This is a genomic window from Bradyrhizobium sp. AUGA SZCCT0431 (assembly GCF_018131065.1).
Taxonomy (GTDB): Bacteria; Pseudomonadota; Alphaproteobacteria; order Rhizobiales; family Xanthobacteraceae; genus Bradyrhizobium.
The window spans coordinates 214,868-227,587 of the sequence record NZ_JAFCLR010000004.1 but is presented as its reverse complement, the minus strand read 5'-3'; the positions used below and the strand labels follow the sequence as shown (position 1 = coordinate 227,587).

General features: G+C 63.5%; 13 protein-coding genes. 4 read left to right on the top strand and 9 right to left on the bottom strand.

All coding sequences use genetic code 11. From position 1 onward, the window contains the following. Positions 1-74: 74 nt before the first annotated feature. Positions 75-770: an NAD(P)-dependent oxidoreductase gene (locus tag JQ567_RS05525; protein WP_283816452.1), complete on the top strand. Its 696-nt coding sequence runs from the start codon at positions 75-77 to the stop codon at positions 768-770. A 52-nt stretch (positions 771-822) separates the two neighbouring features. Here the strand turns inward: JQ567_RS05525 and JQ567_RS05520 are convergent, their stop codons facing one another. The 7 genes from JQ567_RS05520 to JQ567_RS05490 form a co-directional block, all read right to left on the bottom strand. Next, on the bottom strand, positions 823-1,773 hold the full coding sequence (locus JQ567_RS05520; protein ID WP_212437845.1) for a catechol 2,3-dioxygenase: 951 nt from the start codon (positions 1,771-1,773) through the stop codon (positions 823-825). A 90-nt stretch (positions 1,774-1,863) separates the two neighbouring features. Continuing rightward, the gene (locus tag JQ567_RS05515; RefSeq protein WP_249165258.1) at positions 1,864-2,712 is read right to left on the bottom strand and encodes a hypothetical protein; all 849 of its coding nucleotides are present in this window, start codon (positions 2,710-2,712) and stop codon (positions 1,864-1,866) included. Positions 2,713-2,719: 7 nt separating this feature from the next. Continuing rightward, positions 2,720-3,412: a 4-carboxy-4-hydroxy-2-oxoadipate aldolase/oxaloacetate decarboxylase gene (locus tag JQ567_RS05510; protein ID WP_212437843.1), complete on the bottom strand. Its 693-nt coding sequence runs from the start codon at positions 3,410-3,412 to the stop codon at positions 2,720-2,722. Further along, positions 3,409-4,134, bottom strand: coding sequence for a PIG-L deacetylase family protein (locus tag JQ567_RS05505; protein WP_212437842.1), 726 nt, complete (start codon positions 4,132-4,134; stop codon positions 3,409-3,411). The genes JQ567_RS05510 and JQ567_RS05505 overlap by 4 nt, the downstream gene beginning before the upstream one ends. A gap of 26 nt (positions 4,135-4,160) precedes the next feature. Next, on the bottom strand, positions 4,161-5,165 hold the full coding sequence (locus tag JQ567_RS05500; RefSeq protein WP_212437841.1) for a tripartite tricarboxylate transporter substrate binding protein: 1,005 nt from the start codon (positions 5,163-5,165) through the stop codon (positions 4,161-4,163). Positions 5,166-5,175: 10 nt separating this feature from the next. Next, the gene (locus JQ567_RS05495) at positions 5,176-6,045 is read right to left on the bottom strand and encodes an amidohydrolase (RefSeq protein WP_212437840.1); all 870 of its coding nucleotides are present in this window, start codon (positions 6,043-6,045) and stop codon (positions 5,176-5,178) included. Positions 6,046-6,052: 7 nt separating this feature from the next. Next, positions 6,053-6,766 (bottom strand): TetR/AcrR family transcriptional regulator, encoded by a 714-nt coding sequence (locus JQ567_RS05490; RefSeq protein WP_212437839.1) that lies wholly within the window; start codon positions 6,764-6,766, stop codon positions 6,053-6,055. Between the two features lie 151 nt (positions 6,767-6,917). On the opposite strand from JQ567_RS05490, the gene JQ567_RS05485 reads away from it, so the two are divergent. After that, positions 6,918-7,718 (top strand): transporter substrate-binding domain-containing protein, encoded by an 801-nt coding sequence (locus JQ567_RS05485; protein ID WP_212437838.1) that lies wholly within the window; start codon positions 6,918-6,920, stop codon positions 7,716-7,718. Positions 7,719-7,772: 54 nt separating this feature from the next. Beyond that, positions 7,773-8,750, top strand: coding sequence for a tripartite tricarboxylate transporter substrate binding protein (locus JQ567_RS05480; RefSeq protein WP_212437837.1), 978 nt, complete (start codon positions 7,773-7,775; stop codon positions 8,748-8,750). 19 nt (positions 8,751-8,769) lie between these two features. On the opposite strand, the gene JQ567_RS05475 is transcribed toward JQ567_RS05480, so the two are convergent. Both JQ567_RS05475 and JQ567_RS05470 read right to left on the bottom strand, forming a co-directional pair. After that, positions 8,770-10,029 carry an MFS transporter gene (locus JQ567_RS05475; protein ID WP_212437836.1) on the bottom strand — a complete coding sequence of 420 codons (1,260 nt, stop codon included), beginning with the start codon at positions 10,027-10,029 and terminating at the stop codon, positions 8,770-8,772. 238 nt (positions 10,030-10,267) lie between these two features. Further along, positions 10,268-11,191: a formylglycine-generating enzyme family protein gene (locus tag JQ567_RS05470; RefSeq protein ID WP_212437923.1), complete on the bottom strand. Its 924-nt coding sequence runs from the start codon at positions 11,189-11,191 to the stop codon at positions 10,268-10,270. A 483-nt stretch (positions 11,192-11,674) separates the two neighbouring features. On the opposite strand from JQ567_RS05470, the gene JQ567_RS05465 reads away from it, so the two are divergent. Beyond that, positions 11,675-12,694 (top strand): helix-turn-helix domain-containing protein, encoded by a 1,020-nt coding sequence (locus tag JQ567_RS05465; protein WP_212437835.1) that lies wholly within the window; start codon positions 11,675-11,677, stop codon positions 12,692-12,694. Positions 12,695-12,720: the final 26 nt, after the last annotated feature.

Sequence of the window (12,720 nt, the reverse complement as noted above, 5' to 3'; positions counted from 1 at the left end):
ACCATGCTTCTAATTCCCGTGTTACCATGACGGGAGAAGCAACATAGATCACCCAAGCGTACGGGGCGCGCGCAATGAAAGTTTGTATCGTCGGGGCCTCCGGAAAACTTGGGCGGTACATGGTCCAGCACGCTCTGGAACGGGGCTACGAGGTCGTTGGGGTTTGCAGGGCGCGCAGCGTCGGCAAGCTCGACGCGTTCAAGGAGCGCATGACGATCATTCCCGGGGCGACCAACGATCGCAAGGTGATCAAGCGCGCGGTCGCGGGGTGCGACGGGGTGCTCATCGTGCTCGTGCCGTGGGGAGTCAACCACTACGCATCGGGAACGGCCCAGGCGGTGCTCGACCATGCGCGTCCGGGCGCCCGCCTCGTTTTCTCCTGCGGGTGGCACATCACGCGCGACGGCCTTGACGTGTACACGCTCAGAGTCAAAGCGCTCGTGACGATTGCCGGCGGGCTGGCGCGGCTTTTCCGCGTCGTGGACCTCAACGATCAGGTGGAAGCATGCCGGCGGGTGTTTGCCAGTGACACCAGGTGGACCGTCGTGCGCGGCAGCGACCTTGAAGAAGGCGAGAGCCAGGGCATACCCGTGTGGAGCCGCCACGTAGGTGACCCCATCCTCAAAAGCAACATGACGCGTCGCGTCGACTTTGCCCTGTTCATGGTCGCGGCTCTCGGAAATGACGATCTGGTCAGGGAGGCGCCGGCGATTGTCGGCTGCCGGACACCCTCCGCGCTCGAGCACGCCGGAGCGCTTCAGTCTGGATAGTTCAAACGTGCGACCGAACGGAATTCGGCGCTGTATGTAGAACCGCCTTCCCTCACACCGGCGGCGTGCCGTGGGTATGAAACGACTCGATCGTCTTCAGCCCCCAGGCCTGGCCTTTTTTGCGCTCTTCCTCGGTCCAGACGATCGGTTTCCAGTCGGGCGCCAGGATGAGGCGGGCGCCGGCGTTGGCGACCTCGACGCGGTTGCCGCCGGGTTCGTAGACATAGAGGAAGAAGGTCTGCTGGATCGCGTGCTTGTGCGGGCCGGTCTCGATGTGGATGCCGTTCTCCAGAAAAATATCGGCGGCGCGCAATATCTCCTCGCGGCTGTCGAGCGCGTAGGTGACGTGGTGGAAGCGGCCCATCTTGCCGTAGTGGTCGCGGGTGTAGGCAAAATCGTAGCTCTTGTTGCACATCGTCATCCACATCGCAGCTTCCGTGCCGTCGTTGAGCACGATCTGCTCGGTGGTGCGCAAGCCGAGATAGTTTTCGAAGAACAGGCGGTTGGCCTTGATGTCGACCGCGAGGCAATTGAGATGGTCGAGCCGGCGGACATTGACGCCGCGCGCCGGAAACCGCTGCGCCTGGTTCTTCAGTGCCGGCTTCAGTTCAGGCGGAGCCTGGTACCATTCGGTCTCGTAATAGAGCTCGACGATGTGGCCGTCCGGATCGCGGCAACGGAACGCCGGCCCCTGCCCCATGTCGCCGTCGACCCAGCCGAGGTCGAAGCCCGATCCCTTCAGCGCGGCGACGCGGCGCTCCAGCGCCTGCGGGCTGCGCGCGCGCAGCGCCATATGCTCCATCCCTGAGGTTTTGGAAGCCGTGAGCTTGAGCGAATAGCGCTCGTAATCGTCCCAGCCGCGCAGGTAAACCGACTCGCCCTTGCGGCCGCTGACGGTCATGCCCATCACGTCGACAAAGAATTTTTCGCTCTCCTCCGGCTTCGGCGTCAGCATTTCCATGTGGCCGAGATGGGCGAGATCGAAGATCGGCTCTAGGGTCATAGGTGGTCTCTCTCGTAGGGTGGGCAAAGCGTAGCGTGCCCGCCAGTTCAAGTCGGCTAGTGGGCACGGCGCTACGCGCCTTTGCCCACTCTACAATTGCAGCGCACGCGTTACGTCGTCGAACAGCTCGTCGACGCTGAAAGCACGCGGAATGAGGCCTTGCTGGGCGGTGTAGCCAATGATCAGCTCCAGCGAACGCCGCATCTCTTGCGCCGTGAAACGTGGCGCGGCGGATGATGACTTGGCCGACTCCGCCAGCAACCGATGCACTTCCCGCACCGCGTCCGGATTCTTCTCGCTCATTTCCCGGCTCACCACCACCATGTGGTTGATCGGCACCACCTTGTGCTTGGCAGCCCAGGCCTTCTCCTCCGCGGCGACGTCGGCGAACAGCGGTTTCAAATCCGCATGGTCCGATTTCTCGCCGAGCACCGCGTCGAGTTCACCATCCACAAGCATCTGGATGATTGGCTTGCCGGCCGGCGCCCGTTTGGTCGTGTCCCTGAATTCGGCGACATGGGCGTCCTCGAAGGTCACCCAGTCGATCGAATTAAGGTCGACGCCGTAATCATTGGCGAGGATACCTCGCAGCCACGCGCCAGTCGTGGTGGTAAAGGAGCGGATACCGACGCGCTTGCCGTTCAGATCGGTAGGATTCAGCGCGCCCCGCTTTGCGTTGTACAGCGCATGTCCATGCTGAAAGCGCGCCATCACCACATCGGGCAGCAGCACCATCGGCTTGTCAAAGCTCCTGGCCATCAGATAGGTGACGATGGCCAACTCGGAGACGTCGAACGCGGCCTCGCGGACCATCGGCTTGAAGCCCTTGTTGGTCGGCGAATAGTCGACGAAGTCGAACTCGACCAGATCGGATCTAATCGCGCCGCTCTTCAGCGCCGCGGTGCCGGGATGATCGCCGAGCAGAGTCCGCAAACGCATTGCCATCTCAGTCGCTCTCCGGCTCGTCGATATAGACGAGGCCAGCCTTCGCCAACGGCTCGCGCATGTTGTACATGTCGAGGCCGAGTACACCGGCGGCGAGTTGCTTGCGCTTGCCTTCCTCGTCGGCGTGGCGTTTTTCGCCTTTGGCAACGACGTCGGCGGCATCTTTCCGCCTGACGACCACCACACCGTCGTCATCGGCCACGACAGCGTCGCCCGGCACCACGTTGATCCCGGCGCAGACCACGGGCACATTGACGGCGCCCAAGGTCGCCTTGACCGTGCCCTTGGCCGAAATCGCCCTCGACCACACCGGAAAGCCCATCTCGCGCAGCGCCTTGGCATCGCGGACGCCGGCATCGATCACGAGGCCCTTGACGCCGCGCGCCATCAGCGAGGTCGCGAGCAAATCGCCGAACATGCCGTCGGTATTGTCGGTGGTGCAGCCGACCACCAGAATGTCGCCGGGCTTGCACTGCTCCACCGCGACGTGGATCATCCAGTTGTCGCCGGGTTGCGCCAGCACGGTCACCGCCGTGCCCGCCGCCTCGCCGCCGGCCCACACCGGGCGCAGATAAGGCTTCATCAGGCCGAAGCGGCCATAGGCCTCATGCGCGGTGGCGACGCCGAGCGCACCGAGGCGGGTTACGAGATCGGCGTCGGTTCGCTTGATATTCCTGACAACAACGGTCTTCATGCCAGTTCCTCCATCGCCATCGGGAACAGCCGCTGATAGGCCTCGCCATAGGTCATGGCCTTGCCGGAATTGCGGCCGCCCTGCATGCCCCGCTGCAATGCGACGCGCTCATAGTACGCCCACAGGTGTTTTTGCGCGGCGAGAACTTCAAAGGTCTTGCGCTTCTGCTCCCAGACCTCGTCGATGTTGAGGATCACCTGCGGCTTGAAATTGCACATCTCGGGCTGGTGCGGCTCGAACAAGAACACCGGCGGCGCGGCGTAGGTGTATTTGGCGCCGGGCTTGTGGCCCATCGCCTGCGCCACCACGCGGGTCTCCTGCGCGAAATGCGCGGCATTGGGATGATCGAAATTGTAGGGGTCTTCCAGCGCGTGGGTGAGCACGAAGGACGGATTGAGTTCGCGGTAGATATCGACCATGCGGTCGAAATGCGCCTCGGTGGTGCGCAGCGGATAATCGCCGGCATCGAAGAATTCGATTTCCGCGCACAGCATCTCGGCGGCGCGCTGCGCCTCGTCGCGCCTTCCGGCCTTCACTTTTTCAAGCGTGGCGCCGGATTCCTTCCAGGCGAACTGGCTCTCTCCGCGCTCGCCGAACGACAGGCAGGCGATCTTGATGCGGTAACCCTTCTTGGCGTGAAGCGCGATCGCCCCGCCCGCGCGCCAGACGAAATCGCCGGGATGCGCCGTGACCACGAGGCCGGTCTTCTTTGCATTGGTCATTGCTGTTTCCTCTTTCGGTTTTCCGGCTATTGCTTCTCGATGCCCGCCCGCTCGATCACTTTAGCCCATTTCTCGATATCGTCCTTCAGCCGCTGCGCTATTTCCTCCGGCGTGGAGGCCCTGGCCTCGATGCCCAGCTCGAGCGCGCGCTTCTTCAAATCGGGCGTGTCCAGCACTTCGCGGAGCGCCGCATTGAGCGTCTTGATCACCTCCGGCGGCGTGCCCTTGGGTGCGAAAATCGCGTTCCAGGACCGCGCCTCGAAATCGCCGCCGCCGGCTTCCTTTACCGTCGGAACGTCAGGCAGGAACGGCGTGCGGACCGAACCCGAAGTCGACACCGCAGTCACCGCCTTATCTGATATGTGCGACTGTACCGCGGTGTAATTCTCGATTCCCATCTGGATATCGCCGCGCAGCAGCGCGATCAGGACATCGGGCGAGCTGCGGAACGGAACGATGGTGATTTCGACGCCGGCAGTGGATTTGAACAATTGCGCCGAGAGGTTTTGCGTCGAGCCGACATTGATGGTGCCGACATTGAGCGCACCGGGCTTTGCCTTGGCCGCTTTGATCAGGTCCGCCAATGTCCGGTACGGCGAGCCGGCCTGGGTGACGAGGATGAAGTCGAAATAACCCATGCTCGAGACCGGAACGAAATCGGTGACCGGATCGAATCTCAGGTTCTTGAACAGCGACACCGAGATCGCGGTGCCGTTGCTCAGCAGCGCCAGCGTATAGCCGTCGGCGGCCGAGGACAGCACCGCGCGGGCGGCGGTGATGCCGCCGGCGCCCGGCATGTTCTCGATGATGAAGCGCTGCCCGAGCTTTTCGCCGAGCTTCTCGGTGACGATCCGCGCGGTGACGTCGGCAACCCCGCCCGGACCGAAGGGGAGGATCAGCCGCACCGGCCGGTTTGGATAATTCTGGGCGCAGGCGATCTGTGGCGTCAGCAGCAGCACGGCCAACGCAATTGCGCCTGCGATCGATGCGCAGCGGCCGTTCAAACCAAAACCCTCGGGCTTGACCGTCATGGTTGATCCATCAGAACTCAAACAGCCGCGCGGGATTATCGACCAGTATCTTTTGCTGCAGCTCGGGCTCCGGCGCGAACAGTGGAATGAGGTCGACCAGATCGCCGTCGTTCGGCATCGCCTTGACGTTGGGATGCGGCCAGTCGGTTCCCCAGATCACGCGATCCGGCGCGGTCTCGATGATGCGGCGCGCGAACGGCACCGCGTCGTGGAACGGCGGATCGCTGGAGGATACCCGCTCGCAACCGCAGACCTTGACCCAGCATTTCTCGTCGCGCTGCATCAAGTCGATCAGGGTGCGGAACGGCAGCTGGTCGAGGCCATCGGCCGCCTTCACGCGGCCCATGTGATCGATGGTGTAGCGCACCGGCAGTTTTGCCAGCAGGTCGGCATATTCAGGCAGGTCGATCGCATCGAAATGCAGGTCGATGTGCCAGCCGAGCGGCGCCACCATCGCGACAATGCGATGGAACACCGCCATGTCAGGCACGCCGCCGAGGTGGCGCACGAAATTAAAGCGGCAGCCGCGGAAACCGCCGTCGTGAAGCTCCTGAAGGCCGCGCTCAGTAATCGTATCGTCGATGTTGGCGACCGCGCGAAAGGTCCCGTTGCTGACGGCGATGGCGTCGAGCGCAACGCGATTGTCGGTGCCGTGCACGCTGGCATTGACGATGACGGCCCGGCCAATGCCGAGCTTCTGATGCAGCGCCCTGAAATCCTCCAGCGGTGCGTCCGGCGGCGTGTACGGCCGCCCCGGCGCATACGGATATTTGTCGCCCGGCCCGAAAATATGGGTGTGCGCGTCGCACGCCAGCGGCGGCAGGCGGAATTTCGCCGTCCGCGTATTGCGATCGGGGCCGGGAACCGTTGGCTTCGACATTATGCTCTCATGCGGTGCGTGAGCGGGAACCGGCCGGGGCTTTCCTGGCTCCGGCTTTCGCAGCGGGCTCCGCGGCCGCCTGGCCGTTGATGTCAGGCGCCTGCAGTGCGGCGACGGTGGCAGAAACCAGTTGCTCGATCGCCTCGGCCATGTCGGCGCCATCGGCCTCGCCGCGCGACAACCGCGTCACCCGCTCCGGGTTGACCAGGGTGTAATAGAGCGCGCCGAGCAGGAACTGGGAGCGCCAGACCAGCGTCTTGCGCGGCAGATGCGGCAGGCTCTGCTCGATCGCTTCGATGAAGGCGTTGGTGGTGTCGTCGAAGATCTCCGCAATGATGCGGCCGACGACGGCGTTGCCCTCGGCAGACATCACCGCGCGCAGCCGCGTGAACCGTGCGCCGCCGCCCGCCAGATCGCTGCTCGACGAAAACGCCGGCTGCACATAGGCGCGCACGATCGCCTCCAGCCGGTCCTGCACGTCGCGCACGCGCCGCGCCGCCACCAATAGCTCGATGCGGCGCTTGTTCATGGGACCGCAATGCCGCTTGTAGATTTCGAGCAGCAGGCCGTCCTTGCTCTTGAAATGATAGGTGACGCTGCCGGGATTGGCGCCCGCCTCCAGCGCGATGTCGCGGATCGAGACCGCGTTGAAGCCCCGGGTCGAGAACAGGCTCTCGGCCGCGCTGAGGATTGCTTCCCGCATATTGGGATTGCGCGTCATGAGTTTTCTTTGGGTTTTTCGTTGGGGGTTTGCTTTCCGCTTTTTCTTTTGTACAGATGTACAAATTATCAGGTCCAGTCAACAAATATATCGGCGGCGCCGGAAAAACCCGGCGCCAGCGCGACTGGAGCGGAAGGCACGGGAGAACGGTATGGCTGGAAGGCGCCAGGTCATTGTTGCGGTGCTGGCGGTTGCCGCGCTCTTTGCCGGTGGCGCCATTGCGGCCGACGCCGAGATTCGGCAGATCCTCGCGCCGAGCGGCGCGCTGCGGGTCGCGCTGTACACGGGAACGCCGACCTCGATCCTGCCGGATCCGAAGTCGGGCGGACCAAAGGGCGTCGGCCACGATCTCGGCAAGGAACTCGCGAGCCGGCTCGGCGTGCCCTTTGAGCCGGTGATTTTCACCGTGAACGCCGAGGTCCTCGAAGCGGTCAAGACGGGCAAGGCCGACATCGCCCTCACCAACGCCACGGCCGCGCGGGCACGGGAGATGGATTTCGGCCCGCCCGTTTTTGAAGTCGAGCTCGGCTATCTCGTGCCGAAGGGCTCGGCGCTCACAGCGCTGGCCGAGGTGGATGCAGCGGGCATGCGCGTCGGCGTCACGGCAGGAAGCTCCTCGGACGGCACCCTTACGCGCGATCTGAAGAAGGCCGAGATCGTGCGCGCGGCAAATTTCGATGCCGCCATCGAGATGCTGACGGCCGGCACCCTCCACGCCTATGCCACCAACAAGGCCACCCTGTACGAAATGTCGGAGAAGCTGCCGGGGTCAAAAGTGCTCGACGGCCGCTGGGGCGTCGAGCGTTTCGCAATCGGCGTCCCCAAAGGACGCGACGGCGGGTTGGCGTTCATCCGGCAGTTCACCGAAGCCGCGAAGTCGGAAGGCCTGGTCAGGGCGGCGATCGTGCGTGCGGGGCTGCGCGGCGCGGTTACGCCGGAAACACAGAATTAGCGGCGTACGCCGCCCACTTCCAACAATCGATCCGGACAAGAAGGATTTCCTACCATGCCTACCCCACGCAAACTCATCCGTTCCGTCCTGGCCGCGGCACTATTCTCGCTGGCCGGTACGCAGGCAAACGCCGAGGGTTTCCCAAGCAAGCCGGTGCGCATTCTGGTGCCCTATGCCGCCGGTGGCGCGGTTGATGTCCTCGCGCGCACGGTCGGCCAGTCGCTCTCGAAGATCTGGGGCCAGCAGCCCGTGATCGAAAACCGGCCCGGCGCCGGCGGCACCATCGCTTCGCAGGCGCTGACCCAATCCGCGCCCGACGGCTACACCCTGATCCTGGTTGCCAGCGGCCATCCGCTCAATCAGTTCTTCTATCCAAAGCTGCCCTACGACACCTTCAAGGATTTCACCGCGATCAGCGAGATCGCCGCGTCGCCGCTCGCCATCGTCGTGTCCAAGAACAGCCCCGTGAAGAATCTGCAGGAGCTGCTGACGATCGCCCGCGAAAAGCCCGACGCCTTGTCCTATGGCATGTCCGGCAACGGCACGTCGGCGCACCTTGCCGGCGAACTGCTCAACTACATGGCCAAGGTGAAGATCCTGGCGATTCCCTACAAGGGCGGTGCGCCCGCCCTCACCGCCGTCATCGCCGGCGAGATTCCGATCAGCGTCAATCCCTTGCCGGAGGTCGTCGGCCAACTCGAGGGCTCCACGGTGCGCGCGCTCGCGGTGACGACGGCGCAGCGCGCCAAGGCGCTGCCGGATGTCCCGACGGTCGCGGAGTCCGGCTTGCCCGGCTACGACGCGTCGGTGTGGTGGGGCTTTCTTGGACCCGCGGGCATGACGCCGGAACTGGTGACCAGGATCAACACCGATCTTAAGGCCGCTCTCAAGGACCCGGTGGTTCTGACCGCGCTGGAAAAGATGGGCGCGACGCCGGTCGGAAACTCACCGCAGGAATTCGACGCGTTCATGCGCACGGAGGCCGCCAAGTGGGAGCCGGTGCTCAAGGAAGCCAACATCAAGATGCAGTGAGGCGCCGCCAACGCGACGCCTATCGCGCATTGGCCGGGGCGTGCACCGGCCACAAGTCCTCGCGCCAGCGCAGCACGGTGGCGAGTATCAGCGCGAGGCCGGCCGCGGCGTAGAGCGTTCCGGTCGCCGCGAAACCGATGGCGTCGATCAGGCTGCCGGCGGCCAGCAGGCCGAACGGCAGGCCGTAAATCACCATCATGCGCACGCCCATCACCCGGCCGCGGAAATTCTCGGCTGCGGTGCGCATCAGGATGACGGCGATCGAGATCATGGCGAGGCTCTGCGAGAAACCGGCGATCACCAGGCAGACGATCGCGGTCGGCACCGTCTGCATCTGCACGAACAGCAGCAGCGTCGCATACCACAGCACGGTCGAGGCAATCATGAGCCGGGCCACCCTTATGCCGCCGATCAGGCTCAGCACGATCGAGCCGGCCAGCGAGCCGATGGCGAAACTTGCCGAGAGATAGCCGAGCCCGGTCTGGTTGGTGCCGTAGATCGTCCGCGCCACGTAGGGCAGCAATCCGTTGGTCAGCGGATAGGCCGTGAGGTTGGCGAGAAACGCGACCCAGAGCGCAGCGCGCATGCGCGGTGTAGTCCAGCAATAGGCCACGCCCTCCATCAGGTCGCGCAATGGCGAGGGCCGCAACGCCTCGCTTTCGGTATCGCCGGTCGGATGCGGCTTGGCCGATACCATCACGCACAGCGTCAGCACGGTCGCGATGAGATAGAGACAGACGATCGCTACATAGGCCGGTCCCATCCCGAGCGCGGCGAACAATCCGGCGCCGCTCAGCGCGCCGGCGATGCGCGCGGTATCCATCGTGGTTCGGGAGATGCTGATCGCGCCGATCAATTGATCGCGCGGCATGATGGTCGCAACCAGTGCGCCGCGCACGCCGAGGTCCGACGGACGGACGACCCCCATCAGCGCCGCGACGATAAAAACAAAGAATGGACTGAGATGGCCTGACAGCGCCAGCGTCATCAGCGCGGTCGCCAGCACCGCGTAGCTCGCGCGCATCATGGCCAGGAGATCGCGGTGGCCGATGCGGTCGCCGACGACGCCGAACATCGGCGCAACCAATGTGCCGACATAACCAAGGGAGGCGAACACGGTGAGCAGCAGCACCGACCCGGTCTCGACCAGCACGTACCAGCCGAGGATGATCATCTCCATCTCGAACGCCCACGAGGTGAGCAGATCGGCGGGCCACTGGAAACGATAATTCCGGATCCGGAATGGAGCGAGCGCGGAAGGCCGCGCGAAATCGCTCAAGACGCGCCGTCGCGATTCATCGCGTTCCACCCTGCCCTGTTTCTTGTTCTTGCCTGAGCTTGGATAGCGTGCAGGGATCGCCGGTGTCAATTGAGAGGGGCCTTCGGGCAGTCGTGCGAATTGCACCGCTGCTATGCGCCCGCCCCCCGACCTGCCGCGGACGCGGCCGTCACTTCGAATCGATTCCGAGCTTGCCCGCGCGTGCCGCCGGGTTTGAATGACGTGTCGCAAGGCAGATTTATCGCGTGGCCGGGATTCTCAGGACGCATCGAAATCCGACATGACTGCTCGACATATCGACCGCCTCGGCACTGCGCGCGGCCGGTCGATAGCGCTGGCAATAATTCGGCGCAGACAGATGCGAACCACCCTTGATGACCTTGCGGGGAGTTTTAACGTTCGGCTTGCGAGGATCGTAGCTTCCCTCCATGCGTCCGCCGCGCGGATTCCTGGAAATGCAACCTGCCTTTGCGGCGTCGGCCCCGTGCCTTGGCGAATACCAGTCGGCCGTCCATTCCCAGACATTGCCGATCATGTCGTAGATCCCGTAGCCGTTGGGCGAGAAGGCCGTCACCGGTGAAGTGCGCTCGTAGCCGTCCTGACGCAGATTGCGCAACGGGAATTCGCCCTGCCAGATATTGGCCATGTGAACGCCGCCGGGCGCCAGTTCATCGCCCCATGCGAATTCAGCACTGTCGAGCCCACCGCGCGCCGCAAACTCCCATTCCGCCTCGATCGGCAGATCCCTGCCCGCCCATTGCGCATAGGCCAGCGCATCCGCGTAAGACACATGCACCACAGGATGATCGTCCAGACTATTGATGTCGCTCTTGGGACCATAGGGATGCCGCCAGCTGGCTCCCTGCAAGAAGGTCCACCATCGCCTGCGGTCTCGGAGATCATAGGTCGAGTGCGGTCGCTCGAACACGAGGGAACCCGCGCAGAGCAGGTGCGGCAACGCACCGGGATGGTACGCAGGATCGGGCGGGATTTCGGCCACGGTCTTGTAGCCGGTCGCGATCACAAACCGCGCAAACTGACGGTTGGTCACCGGCGTGCGGTCGATCCAAAACCCGTCCACCGTCACAAGGTGGGCCGGCGCTTCTTCCGGATAGTGATTGTCAGAACCCATTTGGAACGTGCCGCCGGGTACCCAGACCATATCGATAGTCCGGTCATCCCTGGATTCCCGATTGCCCGGCAGGATGTCGGGTTGCAGCAGCGTCACGGCACGAACTCCAGAAATGCGCAGTTGGCACAGCGCATTGGCCGATTGGCTCGATCCCTGAACGGCTCATGGGCGCGAAGCAACGACGCCTCTGCACGCTAGATGAATCGCGAACCGATGTGATGTGCAATTTGTGCCAATCTGCAATGAAGTACGTTCGCAACACAAACGCGCGATTTCACAAATCGCTCAATTCACTGATTTGATGCGTGGGCCGGATCTCCGAGAAAAATGCGTCGAAGTCCGTGGCGCAGAATTGGAACCCGACCTATCGAGCCTGGCATCGTGCGTGCCGTCGGCGACCAAACTCATTGTCGTCACAGTCAAGTTGTGACTAGACTGGTGTGCGGTGATTTGCGTTGGCCGGCTCCGATCGTCATCGGGCGAGCCGTTGCAAGGCCGAGGGAGCGCCGAACCATGAGCGGGCACCTGGCGGTCAATACCTCCAGTCTGGACAGCTTCGAAGGCCTTCACAACGCGATCAGAGGGTCGCATGTCGAGGTGACGCAACTCGGCCGTGGAAAGTTTCGAGGCTCACTCAGTCACGTCGGCATCGGAGACTTCTCGCTCAGCATCGGTTCGTTCTCCGTCGGCGTTCGAACCCAACGCGTTTCGACCGACGACAAGCTCGTTATCGGGATGCTGCTCAATGCCGACGACCGGGTCACCCACTGGTCCTTCGATATGCGCCCGGCGGACGTCCTGATCATGCCTCCCAGTACCGAGCATGACGGAATTTTCCACGGCGCCTCGGCCTATGCCGCGATCCGTCTCGATCTTGCCGAGGTCCCGTCGCTGTTCAAGGGCGAACCAAGGTTGAGCGACCCCGCCGCATGGCTCAACAAAAACGTCTATCAGGCAGACCCTTCGATCGGCATGGCGGCGACGCGGCGATTGCCGCTGATCATTTCCCGCTTGGCGCGTCAGCAGACCGCCTTGTCCGACACCGTCGCCGATTTCTGGAAGCGCTCGATCATCGACGCCGTCACCGGAACCATCGTGCAATCGCTACCGCCTGACACCAGAGGGCTCTTGCCTTCGGCGACGCAGCTGGTCGGGAAAGTCGACGACTATCTCGAAGCCGCCGGCCTTCGCCCCGTCCACGTTTCCGAAATCTGCGCCCATCTCAACGTGTCGCGACGGACTCTGCATCGCGCCTTCTGCGAGGTTTTCGGTTTGGGACCGATATCGTTCCTGCGTCACAAGCGGCTTTGCGCCATTCATTCCGTTCTGAGGGAAAGCGATCCTGCGACGGTCACTGTCGCGCAGGTGGCGATCCGGCACGGCTTCATCGAGCTTGGACGCTTCGCTCACTACTATCACTCGCTGTTCGGGGAGTATCCGTCGGAAACGCTTGGCGGCCGCGGATTCCGCGCGCGCAAGGAGATCGATCAAGATCTTTCCGAAGCGGCTCGGATCGGGATTAACACCAATTAACCGATCGCTTCCGCGAAACCGGCCGG